Origin of the sequence: Yoonia sp. R2-816 (assembly GCF_046762905.1) — a bacterium.
Taxonomy (GTDB): domain Bacteria; phylum Pseudomonadota; class Alphaproteobacteria; order Rhodobacterales; family Rhodobacteraceae; genus Yoonia.
This window is the reverse complement of sequence record NZ_JBKQXN010000121.1, coordinates 1-18438: the sequence shown is the minus strand read 5'-3', so window position 1 is coordinate 18438 and position 18438 is coordinate 1. Positions and strand designations below refer to the sequence as shown.

At 53.1% G+C, this 18438-nt stretch carries 12 protein-coding genes and 1 pseudogene; 4 read left to right on the top strand and 9 right to left on the bottom strand.

Annotation, left to right across the window (positions count from 1 at the left end; genetic code table 11):
* From ACFWW2_RS02705 to ACFWW2_RS02695, 3 genes are read right to left on the bottom strand one after another with little or no spacing between them, the layout of a single operon-like run.
* Positions 1–1230, bottom strand: coding sequence for an arginine deiminase (locus ACFWW2_RS02705; RefSeq protein WP_393925932.1), 1230 nt, complete (start codon positions 1228–1230; stop codon positions 1–3).
* Positions 1223–2590, bottom strand: a complete 1368-nt coding sequence (locus ACFWW2_RS02700; RefSeq protein ID WP_393925930.1) for an amino acid permease — start codon at positions 2588–2590, stop codon at positions 1223–1225. Before ACFWW2_RS02700 ends, ACFWW2_RS02705 begins: the two co-directional genes overlap by 8 nt.
* Positions 2590–3996, bottom strand: coding sequence for a YfcC family protein (locus ACFWW2_RS02695; RefSeq protein WP_393925928.1), 1407 nt, complete (start codon positions 3994–3996; stop codon positions 2590–2592). The genes ACFWW2_RS02700 and ACFWW2_RS02695 overlap by 1 nt, the downstream gene beginning before the upstream one ends.
* 451 nt (positions 3997–4447) lie before the next feature.
* Here ACFWW2_RS02695 and ACFWW2_RS02690 point away from each other — a divergent pair, with 451 nt between their 5' ends.
* Positions 4448–5443 (top strand): AraC family transcriptional regulator, encoded by a 996-nt coding sequence (locus ACFWW2_RS02690; protein WP_393925926.1) that lies wholly within the window; start codon positions 4448–4450, stop codon positions 5441–5443.
* A 345-nt stretch (positions 5444–5788) separates the two neighbouring features.
* Entirely contained in the window at positions 5789–6682 is an 894-nt protein-coding gene (locus tag ACFWW2_RS02685) for a helix-turn-helix transcriptional regulator (protein ID WP_393925925.1), read from the top strand.
* Between the two features lie 535 nt (positions 6683–7217).
* Here the strand turns inward: ACFWW2_RS02685 and ACFWW2_RS02680 are convergent.
* From ACFWW2_RS02680 to ACFWW2_RS02665, 4 genes are all read right to left on the bottom strand, one after another.
* A complete protein-coding gene (locus ACFWW2_RS02680) occupies positions 7218–7538 on the bottom strand; it encodes a hypothetical protein (protein WP_393925923.1) in 321 nt (106 codons plus the stop codon).
* Between the two features lie 444 nt (positions 7539–7982).
* Positions 7983–9191 carry a sodium/glutamate symporter gene (gltS, locus tag ACFWW2_RS02675; protein WP_393925921.1) on the bottom strand — a complete coding sequence of 403 codons (1209 nt, stop codon included), beginning with the start codon at positions 9189–9191 and terminating at the stop codon, positions 7983–7985.
* A gap of 199 nt (positions 9192–9390) precedes the next feature.
* Positions 9391–12444, bottom strand: a complete 3054-nt coding sequence (locus ACFWW2_RS02670) for an efflux RND transporter permease subunit (RefSeq protein ID WP_393925920.1) — start codon at positions 12442–12444, stop codon at positions 9391–9393.
* The gene (locus ACFWW2_RS02665; protein ID WP_393925919.1) at positions 12444–13685 is read right to left on the bottom strand and encodes an efflux RND transporter periplasmic adaptor subunit; all 1242 of its coding nucleotides are present in this window, start codon (positions 13683–13685) and stop codon (positions 12444–12446) included. The genes ACFWW2_RS02670 and ACFWW2_RS02665 overlap by 1 nt, the downstream gene beginning before the upstream one ends.
* Positions 13686–13738: 53 nt before the next feature.
* On the opposite strand from ACFWW2_RS02665, the gene ACFWW2_RS02660 reads away from it, so the two are divergent.
* Entirely contained in the window at positions 13739–14215 is a 477-nt protein-coding gene (locus tag ACFWW2_RS02660; protein WP_393925917.1) for a potassium channel family protein, read from the top strand.
* A 45-nt stretch (positions 14216–14260) separates the two neighbouring features.
* Here the strand turns inward: ACFWW2_RS02660 and ACFWW2_RS02655 are convergent, their stop codons facing one another.
* Entirely contained in the window at positions 14261–15847 is a 1587-nt protein-coding gene (locus ACFWW2_RS02655) for a tetratricopeptide repeat protein (protein WP_393925916.1), read from the bottom strand.
* A 523-nt stretch (positions 15848–16370) separates the two neighbouring features.
* On the opposite strand from ACFWW2_RS02655, the gene ACFWW2_RS02650 reads away from it, so the two are divergent.
* Positions 16371–17363 (top strand): helix-turn-helix domain-containing protein, encoded by a 993-nt coding sequence (locus ACFWW2_RS02650; RefSeq protein ID WP_393925914.1) that lies wholly within the window; start codon positions 16371–16373, stop codon positions 17361–17363.
* Between the two features lie 229 nt (positions 17364–17592).
* Here the strand turns inward: ACFWW2_RS02650 and ACFWW2_RS02645 are convergent.
* Positions 17593–18083: pseudogene (locus tag ACFWW2_RS02645) on the bottom strand (tyrosine-type recombinase/integrase).
* Positions 18084–18438: the final 355 nt, after the last annotated feature.

The following is an 18438-nucleotide window of genomic DNA, read 5'->3' as shown; positions in this document are numbered from 1 at the left end:
TCAATAATCGACTGGTTCGCGCCAAATCGGGCAGGTCATGCAATGCCCGCCACCGCGGCCACGGCCGAGTTCCGATCCAGAAATTGTGATGACCTCCACACCGGCTTTGCGCAGCAAGGTGTTGGTGTAAGTGTTCCGATCATAGGCGACGACGACGCCGGGTTCGAGGGCTACCACGTTGTTACCGTCATCCCACTGCTCGCGTTCCTGGTTGTAGGCATCACCACCGGTCTGAACGATGTTGAGCTTCTTGATCCCCAAACATTCAGCTGCGATGTCGAACAGATGCCCGTCGTCCTCACGGAAATCGAGCGTGCCTTCCTTGTCGCCGGGACGCAGGCTGATGCACTTGATCTCATCGCAGACTTCGACAAATGCGGTCGCAACATCGCGGTCACAATGGCTAAATACTGTATCCAGATGCATCGCCGCACGGCTTTTGGGCATCTGACAAGCCACCACGCGTTCTGCCGCACCTTTGGCAAACAGCGCGCGTGCGATTTGGCCAACGGCCTGCGGACTGGTGCGTTCGCCCATGCCGATCAGGACAGAGCCATTGCCCCAGGGCATGACATCGCCGCCTTCCACAGTTGCGGCGCCATGATCCTTGTCCGGATCGCCCCACCAGAATTCAAAGTCTTCGTCCTTGAAGGCCGGATGGAACTTGTAGATGGCCGTCACAAGCAGTGTTTCAGGTCGACGCGCGGGCCAGTACATCGGATTGACGGTAACACCACCATAGATCCAGCAGCTATTGTCGCGTGTGAACTGCGTGTTCGGGATGGGCGGAATGACGAAACCAAGTTGGCCAAGGTAAGACCCGAACATACCCGAGGGCTTGAACGGCATATCCGCGACAGCGATACCTCCGATCAGATGAACAGCGAGGTCTTCGGACGGCAATTCATTCAGCCATGACCGCAGCTCGTCCAGCATCCCGACGCCGACCTGGTTTTCGGTGATGCGACGGTCCAGAATCCACTTGCGGGCCTTCTTATCGGCGACCGTCTCGCTCAGCAACGCATGGAACTCGTAGACTTTGACCCCGCGTTCTTCCATCTTCATGCGAAAATCGGCGTGATCAGTCCGTGCCTGATGAACCCACAAGACGTCATCGTACAACAATTCTCCGGCGTTTTCTGGCGTCAGACGCGCGTGGGCGAGCCCGGGCTGACAAACCATCACCTTACGAAGTTTCCCAATTTCCGAATGTGCTCCGAACTCAGACATGTTGATCCTTCTCCATGTGTTCCGTTGGTGTGTGTTGAGCCCTGAGCCAGACGTAGACAGGCAAGCCAAGCATCAGCAGCAAGAAGCCCCAAAAAACGACGTCAGGCCCCGCGCCGTAGATCGCCCAGAGCGAATAAAAGAAGCCAATTCCAGCCAGAATGATGAGGCGGGGTGAGAGGGTGGCCATCGGGGATTGTCGTGATGCGACGTTGATCATGATCTCGCTCAACGCGCAGACCAGATAGGGTACAAGCGTCGACAATGTTGCCAGCAGGATGATGAACTCAAACTGTTCGGCAAGACCTTCTGAAAAGCTCATCAAGATCAGAACGGTTGCCAGCGTGTTTGAGAAAGTCAAACCAAACGCCGGGGTCCCGGAAGATGACAGCCTGGCAAAGCGGCTTGGAAAAACGCCATCCCGTGCCGCAGCGAGCGGTACCTGCCCTGTCAGCATTGTGAAGCCGTTCAATGTGCCAAATGTCGAAATGCACGCGCCCAAGGCAACAAATGCAGCACCCAGTGACCCCCACATGACAAAGGCCACGTCAGCCAGTGGTGACGTGCTCCCTGTCAATTGGTCTGATGGCATCACACCAAGCGCGACGAATGTGACCCCGATATAGACGGTCGCGGCAATTGCTGTGCCAATGATGGTGGCCATCGGGATGGTACGCCTTGGGTTTACGACCTCCCCTGCCGGGACGGTGGCGGATTCCAGTCCGATGAACGCCCACAGCGTCAGCGCTGCGCATGCGGCAATGGCCGAAAATGCAGTCTCATTGCTTTGGTTGATCGGCGTATAGTTGGCGGGCTCAATGTATGCGGCCCCGAATATGATGAGCGTCAGAAGGGGGACGAGTTTGACGATAGTCGTGAAGAGCTGGACGATGCCCGCCTCTTTCACACCACGTATGTTGACGAAGGTTAGACACCAAATTGCGATGACCGCTGCCAGCGCACCGGACAGTGGAGAAGCGCCAATGGTTGGTACGAGAAAACCAAGATATCCGGCAAAGGCGACGGCAACGGCCGCATTGCCGGACCAAAGGGCGATCCAGTAGCCCCAAGCGATCAAAAATCCCGCAAAATCGCCAAAGCCTTCACGGGCATATGCATAGGGTCCACCGGTTTTCGGCACCACCCGCGCCAGACGTCCAAACACCAGAGCCAACACCATCGCACCAGAAGCTGTGACCACCCAGCCGACCAACGAAATCGGACCGAAAGCGGCGAGCGACGACGGCAACAGAAAAATCCCGGAGCCGATCATGTTGCCAACCACGAGCGCTGTGCATGCGCCTAAACCCAATGCCGCTTTGCTTGGGGCTGCCGCAGCCGTGATCGAAACATCCGCCGTCATCAAAGCACGGTGGCGAGGCTGAGGAACGCCATGATAATAATGGTAAGGATCAAAAGAAGCGGGGCCATGAACCTAAGCCAACGCTCATACGGCACGCGCCCTAGGGCCAGCCCGCCCATGACAACGGCAAAGGTTGGGTTCACCAAGTTGACCAAGCCACTCGCGGATTGAAATGCGGTTACGATCAGGGAGCGGTCCACACCCGAAAAGTCACCTAGTGGGGCCATGATCGGCATGGTCAAGACGGCCAACCCAGAAGATGATGGGACCAGCAGCGACAAAGCAGACAGCAATCCAAACATCGTGTTGATGAAGGCAACTTCGCTGAGGCCTGCTACCGCACCCTCAGCCCAGAAGAGAACCGTATCGGTGATGTTGCCAGCATCCATGATGACAACAATCCCGCGCGCGATACCAATTACCAGAGCCACGCCCAGCAAGTCCCGCGCACCATCAACAAAGGACGACGTAAACTGTTCTTCACCCATCCAATCGACAAATCCGACGATGATCGCAGAGACGAGAAACAGGGCAGACATTTCGGCCATCCACCAGCCGCTGATGGCAACGCCCCAGATCATCACAGCAAAGCTGATGGCGAATAGGATTAGGATGAGCCCGTGCTTTCGCGTAAAGTCTGGCGGGCCGTCTTCTTCGGATCGGCCCTTTAGGAAATGCGCCTCATTCGATTCACGGCGATCTGCCACGATCGACAGCATCGGATCTTGCCGCACGCGTTCTGCGTAGCGCATCACGTATATCACGCATGTCAGCCAACAAGTGACCAAGATGCCGGCCCGCAGTATGATCCCATCGGTAAACGGGACGCCTGCCGCGTCTGACGCAATGACGGTGGCAAAGGGATTTATGGTAGAACCAAGCGTGCCGATCCCTGCACCGAGCATGATAATCGCAACCCCAGTGAGCGCGTCATAGCGTGCGGCAATCATGACAGGAATAATGAGTGCGTAGAACGCTAGTGACTCCTCGGCCATGCCGTAGATCGTGCCGCCAGCGGCGAACGCGGCCATCATGATGGGGATCATCCACTTCTCACGACCTTCAAGACGCTGCATCGCCCTGGCTATGCCTGCGTCAATGGCACCAGTTTTCGTGACGACACCAAGAAATCCCCCGATGACCAAAACAAACAGAGCAACGTCAATAGCGCGGGCCTCGTACGAGACAGGGTCGTAGAAGCCAGCGATTGGGGCCAAAATAACGTCAAAGAAGCCTTGGGGTTGAGACTCGATGACCTGGTACGTGCCTGGAACAGGCACCATGCGGCCAAGGTCTTCGTTTTCAACCCTTTCGTACTGACCAGCGGGTACAAACCATGTCGCAATAGCAACTGCTATGATGAGCGCAAACAGAATTGTATATGCCGTTGGAAATCGCAGTTTCATTTGCCGCTCTAATTTGCTCAGGGACAGACAGCACGACAGGCGTTAGACGCCCGCTCGTTCGAAAAGAATGATGAATGGACAAGGAGGGGTATTGGAGGTTTTACGTCGACATTGTAATTCTCGCTTGTGTGATGCCGACCATCGGCAACAATGCCGCTATAGAAAATCGAACTAACCGCAAGGAAATGCTCTGACGGGCGTGCTAACAGCCGCAACCACACATTCAGATTGTAAAACATTGATGGACGCGATCAATTTTCCAATGCATAGCCGGTCAATGCCGTAGAAGCCCTTTTCTTGGCCGGCCATGCAGAGGTCAACACATTAATTTATATAGGTTTTTTGAGTATCTTTAGTATTGTCCTAGAGCGTTACGGCGTGACCACTCCATCCAATAATTTCCACCCCAAAGCTGCAATACTAATTAGAAATTCTGCATCTGGGGTCAGTCATGAAAAGTCGGCTCATCAGCGCGACATTCGTTCAATCCATTCCGGAGATATGCACAGCCCGGGGCTATAACCCTGCAAAGCTATTTGACGCTGTTGGCTTGAGCATTCGCGGCATGAGCGACCCAAGTGCTTGTCTTAAGGTGGATGATTGTGGGCATCTGCTTCAACTTTGTGCCAAGGAGCTGGAAGAACCCCATTTTGGACTTTTGGTTGGATCGGCGCTCAGCCCTCAAATGCTGGGTGCATTTGGCCTGCGGCTGCACTACTCCCAAACAATCGGTGATGGGCTTGCATTTCTTGAGCAGCATTTTCGCAGAGTGCAGCAAGCCGCCGATATCACACTTAAGCAGACCGGTCGTACATATATCCTTGAAATCTCCCTATTGGGTGATCAGATTCCCGGCGCTCCTCATTTGATAGAAACATTACTCTCCATGCTCGTTAGTTGGATCAGGAGATGCTACAGAAGCAGCTGGGAGCCAATAAAGGTAAGTCTTAGGAGCCAGTGTCGCGAAAAATCTGCTGACCTCAAAAATTACTTTGGATGCCCTGTAATTTCCAATAGCTCATTCAACGGCATGGAGTTTACTACGGAGTCGTACAATGCACGGCTACTTCACAGCGACCCGGCGCTTTGTTCGGTTCTTGAACACTACCTCGAGCACCAAGTCGACTTATCCCAGCAGATTGCAGATCTCAAAATCATTGTCGCAGATGCCATATCCGGAAAACTTGAGGACCAAACTTTGCGGATAAACACCATTGCGAAAGAGCTAGGGTTTAGCCCGCGGACATTACAGCGTAGGCTAGACCAAGAAAACATCAAGTTTAGTCACCTTGTCCGAAGCGTTCGGCATGACACGGCGCGCAGGCTCCTGCGTCTGGGCACATTTGCAGTGTCAGAAGTTGCCTTTAGAACTGGCTATTCGGACGTGTCGGCCTTTAGTCGCGCCTTTCAAAGGTGGGAAGGTGTTTCGCCAAGCCAATTTCGCTAGGCAACACCGCATTGAGCATCCAAGCAGAATTGATGAATAACAGGCTGATTCCAACGGGATTCTGCTTAAGTTCGCATTGTTGAATACTTTAAAGGTCAAAAAACACTGTCCAGTCTCGCAATCTGACATTTCGCGACAACAGCCGACGCTTTGGCGTGAGAAGCAAACTCTATGGCGTGAACTATCAAGAAGGTTGCGGCGTGTATGTAGCAACATGAATTCAGGAAAGTGGGGGCTTTCAATAATAACGCTCAGATCCACTGACCAGTTCGTGACGTTTCTGTACCTTTCCTTTTTGATCACTCGCAGTTCTACACTGATATGAACAGGAAAGGTGCGGCCAATATGATTGGAGCCGACCTTATGACTTTTGCTGGTAATCATGTTCGGGATTATCTTGGCTCTCATGCTGATAAAGTCCTTGATTGCCGACAAGATACAACGCTTGGGATCGTCGCAGCATCTGGCGTCCTGGAGGCTGTCCGATTAGACTTAACTCTCAGAAAGGGTATCTCGCTCTTAATGAATAATGGCAGCTCTGTCGCACGTATGGAGAGCGAAGCAGGAGATCAAAGTACGGCCAGAGCCATATTACCGGGTTGCGTAATACCCTTGGCAAAAAATGACCGACTAGTCACGAAATTGAACCGGCCTCTGCACTTGCTTTATGTTGAGATATCAGATGATTTTATCATTTCTTCCATTGGTAAACCTGGACGAATAGACTTTCCGCCCAGCACGTATGGGGTACGTACTCAACTCACCGACCGCTTCTATATGCATGCGATGCGCTCCATTTGGAAAGAGCTCGGCCGGAATGATACTCACAGGTCGCTCTTGATTCGTGGTGCAGCAACGTCGCTTCTAGGATGCGTGCTGTCTCATTGGGACAGTGAAAAATCTGGTTCAAAATCCACATTGTGTGCCGATGCGATTGTTCAGATTGTTGAAATGGTCGACGACGAACTGGAGTCGGGCATATCGATCGCACATGTCGCGAGGCACTTTGATCACTCGAAGGCACAGTTTCAAAAGAACTTCAAAGCCGCGTTTGGCAAGACGTTCAAACAGTATGTTGTTGAAAGACGCGTGTTGAAAGCAAAGCAGAAGATCATTGATACAAATGACTCCTTCGCTCACATCGCAGTCGACTGTGGCTTCTATGATCAAGCGCACATGATCCACACCTTTCGTCGACAGATTGGTTGCACGCCTGGAAGGCTAAGACGAGAAGCTTGATGTTTTCGGGTATGCTGGCCGCTCAATCCATGAATGCTGCTGGTAACCGCCAACCTTCAGATAGGACCACTCGGTGAAAGAAAGTGGCTCGCACCCAGATTGAAAGATGTAGCATCGGTTGAAACACCATCGTCGACATCGGTATCGACGTGTTCGTGCCGCCGTTGACAACCCAACGTCACGCCTGCGAATGATAGCATCTACGCTGATGAGTTTCCTGCTGCCGTCGCTAGAATTGAAATTAAATCCTTGTAGGTGGTATTTTGTACCTCTCTCTTTTTAAAGACAATCGGACTTTCGATCATTGGCGCTCGTCTACAGTATGATCGTGCCAATATGGTCAATAGTAAAATAATATCTCTGCAGCCGGAACGATTATATGATCCCTTATGGGTTTTATGCTCTTGTAGAATTGTAATGCGTGATTACTGCCAAATTGAACCAAGAAAAGAGACGCTAGATCGAAACCCAACGCCTCAAGCTGCTTTCTTCCCGCCCAACCTATTACCAGTATGGCCAGACACCCAGACCGAAATCAGTTGTCGTTTAGACTTGGCTTCTCATCGCCATCATATATGAAGATGATCACGTATGTGGCCATTCCAAGCTCTTCGACATTCACCGCAATCCGATGCGGGTTATCTTCTTGATAAAGGTCTTCAGTTGCAGAAGATGATCGATCACAAACAATTCTGTTCATCTCACGTGTTGAACCGGCGCGGATTTCCGCAGCAATAGCCAACTCTTCAGGCAAAACGATTACATATTCAGTGCATTTGATAGAAGTCAATGCATGAGAACTTGTAGCGATACCGCTGGCAAGTAGAGTCGCAGTTGCTAGTGCTTTCAGTGTCATAGTCATGTCCTTTCACTATTCTGATGCTCAAGACGGCTTGCATCGCTCGCTTTTGACGACAACTGTCCAAACTCGACAGGATAACCGTCGGAACAAAAGGGAGTTCCGATCTTCTGTCGTCTTACAACCAAAGAGGCCCTTGAGACAATTAATTGTTACCAGTCGCGACTTCGGAGCTATTGTAGTTTTGTCGGTTTTGGACAAACGGGAATTGTTGCCGGAGCATGCAGGAATGAAACTCACCTCGTTTCGCTTTTGATCCCTTTGGCGATGCTGCGACAGCTCCTGGCAATATCTACGATCAACTTTGATCAAGCATTGTGGGACGTGAAAGCCAGGTAGAATGTCACGCAACGATGCTTGGCCGCAAGTTGTCCTGTTGCGCTTCGTTGGAAGCTCAGCAGCAGGTTACTAGCCGCTGGCTTACAAACACACAGCCACGCATCAAAGGCTCACAAAAAACTGAATGATCACGGCGTTGGCGAGGTCGACAAAGAATGCGGACACGAGCGGAAGTACGATAAAGGCCAAGTGGGCTGGGCCATAGCGCTTTGCCACCGATGACATGTTGGCGATGGCCGTCGGCGTTGCGCCAAGTGTGAAACCGGCGAAACCAGCGCTCAGGACTGCCCCCTGGTAGTTGCTGCCCATCAGGCGGAAGAACACAAACAGAATGAACACCACGGTCATCACCGCCTGCAGGGCAAGGACTGCCAATATGGGACCGCCCAGCTCGGTCAATGTCCAAAGTTGCAGGCTCATCAGTGACATCGCCAGAAACACCGACAGGCAATAGTCGGAAATTACGGCAAGCGTCTTCGTACGTGCGGGCCAGGCGATCTTTGGGAAAAGGTAAGGGATCGTGTTTGACATGGCGATCCCCACCAGCAAACATGGCACGAATAGAGGGAGCTTTATGCCAGTCTCGATAATCCCCAGATGCAGGATGTAACCAATCAGAACAGCCACATGGACGGCCAGCATGCCGCGCATCAAGCTGACATGATTGATTAGATCGTCGGGGTTTTCTTGATCATCGAACTCCAAACCGACAATCGGTTCTTCGCTTTGGTCGCTTTGCAGATTGTTGCGGTCGATCAGCCGCTTTGCAATCGGGCCACCAAGCAGCGCCGCGAGAATCAGACCCAATGTTGCTGACGCAACGCCCATCTCGGCCGCAGCACCGAACCCGGTCATTTCTTCAATCTGTGGCCCCCAAGCGATAGCGGTCCCGTGGCCGCCGATCAAAGACGCCGAACCAACCAGAACGGATGAAGCGAGTGGCAGTCCAAACAAGCTGACGCCCAAAAGGCCGACGACATTCTGCAAAATCATAAAGGCCAATGTCAGCAGCAGCAGTAAGATCAACAATCGGCCACCACGAAACAGGTCCGCGATCTGCGCGTTCAGACCGATTGTCGCGAAAAAGGCCACCAGAAGATAATCACGTACCTCAAGGTCAAAGCCGATCTGCTGTCCTGTGATCCCAAAAAAGACCCACGTCATAACGGCAACTGCCAAGCCCCCCGAAACCGGTTCTGGGATATTGTAATCGCCCAAGAAGGCGATCTTTCTCGTCAAAAATGCACCAAGAAAGAATACGACAAATCCAAGAGTAACGGAGATGAACGCGGGGACAACAATCTCTGGCATAGCTTCCTCAATTCGATTGACGCTTTAGGCCCAACATCCCTGACGTCGTTTTCAGGATATCGGTACAGTTGATACAGTCTGGCATGGTGTGTGGGCTGCGCGAACAGACCCGTTGTCACCGGGGTATCGAAACCCAGATGACAAAACCAAATACATGCAGGCCGCGTCGAAGATCATTTCGACTTCCGGTGCAACATGATCAAGTCGCGGCTTCCTGCTCGTTCTTCTTCACAGCAAATAAGATCACATACAGCGTCGGCACGATAATCAACGTCAGAATGGTCGCAAAGCTCAAACCAGCGATGATGACGATCGCCAGTGACTTGAAGAACGGATCCCACAGCAGGGGAACAACACCCAGGACTGTCGTTAAAACACCCAGCGACACGGGCCGCACACGGCTGACGGCTGCATCCACAACAGCCGCCATTCTGGCCTTGCCGTAAGCAATCTGGGTGTCGGTTTCATCGATCAGGACGATCGCATTCTTGATGAGCATGCCCGTCAGCGACAGGATCCCAAGGATCGCCATAAACTCAAGCGGTGTTTGGGTTGCTGCCAGACCATAGATCACGCCGATCAGGGCCAATGGGACAACCAGCCAGATGATGATTGTCTGACGCCAGGCGTTGAACAGGAACAAGACAACGATGAACATCGCGCCGAAACCAATCGGCATGGTTGATGCCAAACCGGCATTCGCTTCTTGGCTGCTTCCGTATTCGCCTTCCCATGCCATGCTGTAGCCAGGCGGCAATGCGATGGCCTCAATCGGCCCTTGCACCGCATCAAACAGATCACCCGACAGAACGCCCGGCGCGTTATCCGATTGTGCCGTGATCGCCAGCTTGCGATCGATGCGGCGCAGATTTCCGGCTTCAAAAACGATATCGAATCGGTCGACAACCTGATTAATCGGGATGTAGCCACCGTTGGTTTGGCTAAAGATCTGTATGTTTTGCAGTTCTCCAATATCGTTGCGCGCGGCTTCAACCGGGCGCATGACAATATTCCGCAACTCATCCTGCTCGCGGTATACGCCAAGCGTTGTCCCTGTCAGGTGGCTATAGATGGCGTTGGAAGTCTCGCCTTGGGTCAAGCCAAGGCGGCTGGCGTTTTCGGTTTCGATAACCGGGCGCACAACTTGGACCTGTTCACGCCAGTCGTCTTTGACAGCAACTGCCCCGGCTTGAGACATGATCGTCTTGGCCTGTACAGCAAGATCGCGCAGCACAGCCGGATCAGACCCAAAGAACCGGGCTTCGATTTTTGATCCACCACCCGGGCCAAGGACGAACTTCCAGACCTTGGCATTGGATTCAGGGTAAGTATTGTCGACGTGAGACTGCAAATCGGCGCGCAATTCATCGATCAGCTGATAGTCTTCGACATCCACAAGGATTTGCCCATAGGCCGAGTTGCCCCCTTCGGATTCGTAGATCAGCATGAAACGCAAGTGCCCGCCCCCGATCACCGAATTTGTGCCGGTTACGCCATCCAGACCGCGCGCATATTCCGCAATTTCACGCATGTCCGCTTCCGTTCGCGCGATGTCGGTGCCTTCCGGCAGGAAGTAGTCAATAACGAATTGCGCCCGCGTCGAGGATGGGAAAAAGCCCGGTGGGACCGCGCTGAACATCAGGATGGCCGAGGCAAAAAGGGCAACCACTAGACCGACAGTGACCCACTTGACACGGATGGCCAGCGAAAGAAGCTGACGGTATCCATTCAGAATGGCATTCTCTTTCGCCTCTGCGTCTGACTTGCCTGTCTTGAGCAAGACAGTGCAGAAGTACGGCGTCAGCCAAATTGCCACGAGCCAGGAAAACAGCAACGCGATGCCAATCGTCCAAAAGAGGCTGCCTGCGTATTCGCCGGTGTTGTCGGGCGAAAAACCGATGGGGGAAAAGGCAAGAATGCCTACAATCGTACCACCTAACAGCGGCCATGTCGTCTGTTTGACCACCGCGCGAGACGCCTCTGCTGCGTCCTCCCCCCGTTGCACACGGACCAGCGTGCCTTCGACAACAACGATGGCGTTATCGACAAGCATGCCCAAGGCAATAATCAGCGCACCGAGTGAGATACGCTGCATATCAAGCCCATAGAGGTACATGCCAAAGAGCGTACCGGCGACCGTCACCAGTAGGATGCCACCCATCAGAATGCCCGATCTGAGCCCCATGAAGATGAGCAAAGTGCCAACAACAATCGCCAGTGCAAGAATCACGTTTACAACGAAATCGTCGACGGACGCCTTTACGCTTGCGCCCTGATCAGAGATCGGCAGCACGTTGATGCCGATTGGCCGTTCACTTACTAACAAATCTATCCGGTCTTGAACCGCCTGCCCCATATTGACGACATTGCCGCCAAGCGTGTTCGAGACACCAAGCCCGATGGCCGGCTGCCCGTTACGAAACAGCAATGTCGACGCCGGTTCCTTGAGACCGCGTGAGACCTCAGCGATGTCGCCCAAACGGAACGACGTGACCGTTTGCACGTCTGTCAGCAGCAGGTTCTGGATGGCATCAACCGAACTGACCACCCCTTCCGGGCGGATGGTCAGGCGCGTATCCCCGGCCACAACTGAACCGGCTGGCGTAACCAGGTTTTGCCCCTCAAGCAATTGTTGGATTTGTTGCGGAGCAAGACCCAATGCCGTCAGCCGGGCTGGTGCGTATTCGACATAGATAACCTCTTCCTGCACGCCGTTCAGAACAACCTTGGACACGCCATCAACTGTCACCAGCTCGCGCTGCAGGTCCTTTGCATACTCGTAGAGTTCAGAGATGCTGAAGCCTTCGCCGGTGATCGCATAATACTGCGCATAGACATCGCCAAAGTCGTCATAAACCTGAGATGCAAGTGCATTGGGCGGCAAGCCAGACTGCGCATCCGATATCCTCGCGCGCATCTTTGCAAATTTCTGGTCCAGTTCAGCATTGTCGGGCGTCGAGGCAATCGTGAACTCCACCGTCACTGTGCTCAGACCAGGTGAAGAGACTGACCGGACCTCATCAACTCCGGGCAGTTGCTGCAAAGCGTTTTCGATGACTTCCGTGACCTCCTCGGCCACTTGTTCGGCAGACGCGCCGGGATAGGGCGTGATAATCTGCGCCTGACGGATGACAAATTCCGGGTCTTCAAATCGCGGCAACACGGTATAGGAAAAATACCCTGCAAGCAGGATCAGGACCGTCACGACAGCAGAAATCAATCGCTTCTCAAGAGCGAACCGAGCCAGATCCATTACTTGTTTCCCACCTGTGTGATTGGTCGGATGGTCATCCCATCTATGATTTCGCTGACACCTGCCGAAACGATGAGATCACCATCCTGCAGACCCTCGGTTACAACAACATGTGATCCGCTGGCTTGCCCCAGTGTCACAGGTTGCGCCGAAACCGTACCGTTTTCATCAACCACCCATGCCAACGGGGCGCCGTCAGGTGCAGATGCGATGGCCGACAACGGCGCCAGGATCTGTGCCTCGGCCCCTTGCGTCGACGCGATTACATTCGCCACCATCCCGGGCAGGATCAACGATCCCTCCGGCAGATCAACCGAAACACGGCCACGATAGGTCTGCGTGCCGGTTGTGGCCTGCACCGAGAATTCGATAATCTCGGCCTCGAATTCCTGACCGTGCAAGGCATCGAAAACAACAGTGTTGGTGATGTTTTCGGGTCCGTTCACAGTCAGGTCCGGGATATCGGGACTGGGGATATCGAAAGCCAGATGTGCTGGGTTCAATGCCTGTAGCAGGACTATGCTCTGCCCCGCTTGAACATTGGCAAAGCTTTCGACGTCACGGCGTCCAATAATCCCGTCGAAAGGTGCCGTAAGTGTCGCGTCAGACAGGCTGTCCTGAGCAACCAGGATCTGAACCTCGATGCCGCGCAGTGCTGCTTCGGCGGCGGCAATCTCCTCAGGACGACCGCCAACCTGACCGATACGCAACTGTTCCTGTTGCGCGCGCAAGTCGGCTGTGGCGACTCTGAATTCCGCCTGCGCATCTTCCAGCTGAGCTTTTGTCGATACGCCGCGCTCTAACAACTCCTCTGCGCGCGCCAGGGCTTCTCTTGCCTGATCGACTTGTGCTTCGGCTGCCTGAACGGCCGCTTCAAGTGCTGCGATCTCCTCTTCACGCGCACCCGCCTTCAGCGCGTCAAGCTGGGCAACAGCCTGATCTCTCTGGCTTTGAAGTTGCGCAATCTGATTCTCAAAATCTCGCGTGTCGAGCTGTGCGATGATGTCGCCTTGTTCAACCTCCGTGGCTGCACGGATCGGCAGTTCCAGGATTTGACCAGAAACTTTGAAAGACAGTTCGATTTCTCGAGAGGGCAATACAGTGGCGGGGTAAGTCCGCGATACGGTCGCAACCGTTGATGTGACTTCAGTAACTTTTGCGGGCCGCGAAATGGCATCCTGAGCCGCTGTCGCACTGGCAGCAAAAATGCTCAGTACACACAACGTAGTGAATCTCAACATATAAATTGCTCCTGACCGTGCTTTGTGTCTACCTTCGTTCTGTAAATTAGCTGATGAATACGGAACGTATTGTATTAATGACCGCCTTGCAGCAGATCGGCCTTGGAACAGTCCTTCTCACCTTCAGCGCGTTCATTCATGTCGCGGCGGTTGCGTTGAGCATTCCATTATTTGGCAGACTTGCAGCCCGAATGCCCGAAGAAGACTGGCCCCGCCTTCGCACCGTTGCGCTTTTGGCATTGGCTGTGTTTGTTCTTGTTTTTGCACACACTTTGCAGGTCTGGACATGGGCGGTGAGCTTTATGGCAATCACAGATTTACCCGACCTCTCAACCAGCTTCTACTTTGCGACGGTCACTTACACGACCTTGGGGTATGGAGATATTGTCCTTGCCGAAGACGCACGCATTGTGGCTACATTCTGCGCGATTACGGGTCTTTTGACCTTTGGCATCAGTACGGCGTTTCTGATAGGCGTATTGTCCAGAATTCTGCCAAGTGTTTTCAACGATGATGACCGTGACAGCTAGGGCCTGTAGATAGGCATCCTAGGCCACCGGGTTTCAGTCCAAAATTCAAGTGGCTAACTGCTTGGCCTTGTTCAGGCCTGCGATTGCATTTGCCTTGAACGTTTCTGGGAATACCGCTTGCGCAATAATTGTTTCAGCCTGGTTTGCAAAGTCAGCATGCTGGTGTTCTAGGGTCTTCAACGCAGTGCGCGATGCTTCAGTATGATGGTAGTGGCCATGGACAACAGCCTCCAGAAAGTTGGCCCAGAAAAAATCTGGCGTGTTCAACTTGCTCACCTGCTCTAAGGCAAGGTCGAAACGGCCCAAGGAAATACTGTCGTGAACCAAACCAAAGTAATACCACCCCGGCGGCCGCGGATTTGCCTCAAATGCCTCTGCAATAAGTTGTCGACCGCGTCCCTCCTCACCCATCATCCAGAGGTGATGACCTTGTTCCACCAAAACATAAGGATGTCGCATTGAAAGTGAGAGGCTTGTTTCGATAGCGGCATGATATTTTCCAGAATCCCTGAGGTCAAAATAGACCTGCGCAAGATAGTGCCAGCACAACCCGCTTCGCGGTGACAGATTTACCGCCTCCTGAGCCTCAAGTAGGGCCCGTGCCAAAGGGTCAGGGCTGACAGGCCCTGAGAGATAGCCGTAGCGATGTTCATTAAGATAGATCATGGCCAGCATTGACCTGACCTCGGGATAGCTGGGGGTTTTCTTCAGCGCGACCAGAAGCTTTTCTTTCACAATACCGTGCCGCTCGCGTGACGGATGATGGTGGTATTCATATGCGTCGAGAACTGCATGGTATGCTTGGGTACTCTGATCCGGGTCATCCCCAATAACACTCGGGCCACCCGAAATCAGGGGTTCAGTCGGACATGTCAGCGCAAAGACAACCGCGCGCGCGATCGAGGATTGTACGGAAAACATATCCTGGATAGATCCATCCGCCTCATATTCAGATGACCATATCTGTGTCCGGTCCTTCAGAGAAATCAGATGGAAAACGAGACGAAGGTGATGGCCCTGCGCACGCAAACTGCCCCGCAAGGCATAGTCCGCATCTTCACTGCTCAAACTCTCGACACTGGGGCTTTCTTCCCAGATACTTGATGCCGAAAGTGTCCGAAGCTCCGGAAACTTCGTTAAAGCCGTTACGATTTCTTCTGAAAAGCCCAAACATGTAAGATCAAAATCGGCGTTGCCGCTCAGGTTATTGGGCGGCAAGACCAACACAGAGAGCCGAAACACATCGCTTGCCTTTTTAGCCGCCTTGGTTTGCCCGACAAGCGCACCACGCACATAAGAGAAGACCGGCGCGTATCGCCCCTTTGGTACCTCGATAAGCACCTCATCATCCTTGGCTAAATCGGAGTAGTATTTCGCAAGCCGTAGACGAAGTTGCCCTGCTTGAACCCTGACAAGGCTTTGCGAATTTGCGTCAAAATCGGCGCCCTTCTTGAAAACATCTATCGCGATGGAAGACGCATTTACTTGTTTTCCGCGTCCGGCGGTGGCTTCGTTCGCTATGTACCGTAAGAAATCACACAACCGGTTTGCTTCGTTGAACACCGTACTGCGGCAGACTTTGTCTAATTGCATCCGGACTTCAGGTTTGGATGGAGACGTAGTTGCAGTCATGGACTTTTTGCGTGTTCCTCGATGTATTTCTGCAAGCAGCCTGGCCCTACAGACGACCAACACTCACGCCGACACGATGCGCTATCGAACTTTCCCTTGTTAACACCGTAAAAATAGAGCGATTGCCGAGCACGTCAATGCTTTGCCGAGCCAAGAAAACGATTCGGTTAATAAATGGTTAATGGCAGCTAAGAAGCATGGGAAACCGCAGTAACGGCATCTTTGCCGAGCAATGAACACGACCTTCGGTCGATACGGTTCCAGAATGTGACACCCCTATATGCCAATTGATCCTCAAAAAATGCCACAACATGTGGTTTTGCGTCGGTCCACCTACATCTGAAAAATGAGCACGAAGAACGTTAATGACGGTTAATAACGTTGTACCGGCGCCGTGCTCCAGATAGCGTCAAGGCGAACTAGTGCGTTGTTATGTAAACATTTCTGACCCGCCAGATCACAGCGTGATGCCCGTGCTATTGGACCAACGCCACCTTCCTCATACGACGAAAAGGACCGGTTGATGCCCACGCCACTTGTCCAGTCGTATGTGGCGCTCGCGATACCGGATGTCTTGTCGAAACTCGGTTTGGAACCAACCAGTGCATCTTCGACGAGGTGTACTGAGCCGCATGGCACCGGCGCAATGCCATTGAAGCAGCTTGTGCGCGTTCTCAAAGAGACAGCACACCGTACAAACCAAACCGACTTTGGCCTAAAATTTGGGACAACCGTCTCAGCGCGCTCATTGGGATCATTTGGAATGCGGCTGGCTTACGCCAGCAGCACCGACGACACCCTGAATTTCTTTTCCAGTTTTGTCAGGCACTTCCAGCAGGCCACACATTTCGAGGTCTCAGCAAGCCATGGCGTCCGCACCTGCGAGCTACGCTACACCGCGATCGACCTTGGGGAAACGCGCCACTTGCTTGATGCAGAGCTAGCGTTGCTTCTGTCATGCTTGGCGCGATTTCATGACACGGATTGGCAACCTACACGTGTACATCTGCGTCGCAAACCGCCCGCCAAAATGGATGCATTGGTGACTGCATTCGGTCCAAATATCGCATTCAGCCAGCCATTCGACGGCTTTACCGTCGACATCGAACAGGCAAATGCGACGACTGGGCAACAAGATCCAGAACTGTGCAAAGTATTGGAGGAATTAGTCGTCCTCGGGGCCAAAGACTGGCCCGAAGGGCAATCCACTGCCGCGGAGGTTAGTCAAATAATTACCAACAAGATCGAAATCGGACTACCTTCATTGGATAGCATTGCGCGAGAAATGGGAATGAGTACGAGAACACTGCAGCGCCGACTCCGGAAGGAGGGCCACAATTTCTCTGAAGTTGTTGGCAGAGCCAGGATGGAATTTGCTGAGCAACGTTTGTATGAAGAGCAACAGTCGATCACAAATCTGGCCTTTGATCTGGGTTATGCTGATGTCGCAGCATTTAGCAGGGCGTTTCGAAGGTGGCTAGGAAAGTCGCCCAGGGCTTACATGAACGCTACTTAATGCATAGTGCACACAACATCACCTACAATATTGAAATGTAGGATAAACTCGTCCAGTCCATCACTGGACGCCCTTAGGTAACTTCGTCGAATGACCGCTTCGCATCGGTTTTCAGCCGCTGGTGCATATTGCAGCATCTCGTATCTTGGGCTAGGAATGATCCAACGCCGCACTAGGGACGGACAACTGCTTTGGTATGGCGAACGGCAGGACCGTTCGCCAAGATGGCTTAGATGTCGATCCGTTCAGCAATGCTCAGAGCGTCTTCGAGTTCAACGCCAAGGTAGCGCACAGTACTGTCGACCTTGGTGTGACCGAGCAACAATTGCACCGCGCGGAAGTTACCTGTCTTTCGGTAGATCTCTGCTGCCTTCGTACGACGGAGCGAATGCGTGCCGTGGCCGCTCGGTTCCAGGCCAATCGAAGTCACCCAGTCGCGAACAAGCCGTCCATACTGTCGGGTTGAAACGTGCGGGCGGTCATGAAACCGACTTGGGAACATGAACCTGCACGCCAACATCTCTGGCGACTTGACCCAAGCCAACACGGTCTGTCGCGTGTTTTCCGTCAGTTCAAATGAACTGGTCGCTGGGTCTTGCTCTGGATCACCGAAACACGCTCTCGAACACGATCATGCTTCACAAGATCCATCACGGCAAGCTTGACCAGATCGCAGCCGCGCAGTTTGCTATCAATAGCGACGTTGAACATTGGACTCATAGTAACGTTCTCAATCTTGTTCAGAACAAAGCTGACCTTGACGCATCTGCCGCAAACGTCCGCTTCAGTCCGCGACCTGTGAGTTGCCCTCAAAATAGTCGCTGCGCTGCCAACGAATGGCAGGTATCTTCGCCGCCACGCAGCGCCACCATCTGAGCAGGTGCGGCGATTTTCACGCTGCGAGCGCATGCAGCATGATATCACAATGACCGGGTTGGGCTCCAAGCAGACCTCGGATGCGGCGCAGCATCAGCTCTCAACCGTTATTCGCCGCATCTTGCATTAAGGTCCGGTGTTGCTGTCGGAGGTTTGTCAGCATCAGCACGATTGTCTATGCCGTTTCACTATTTCTCCA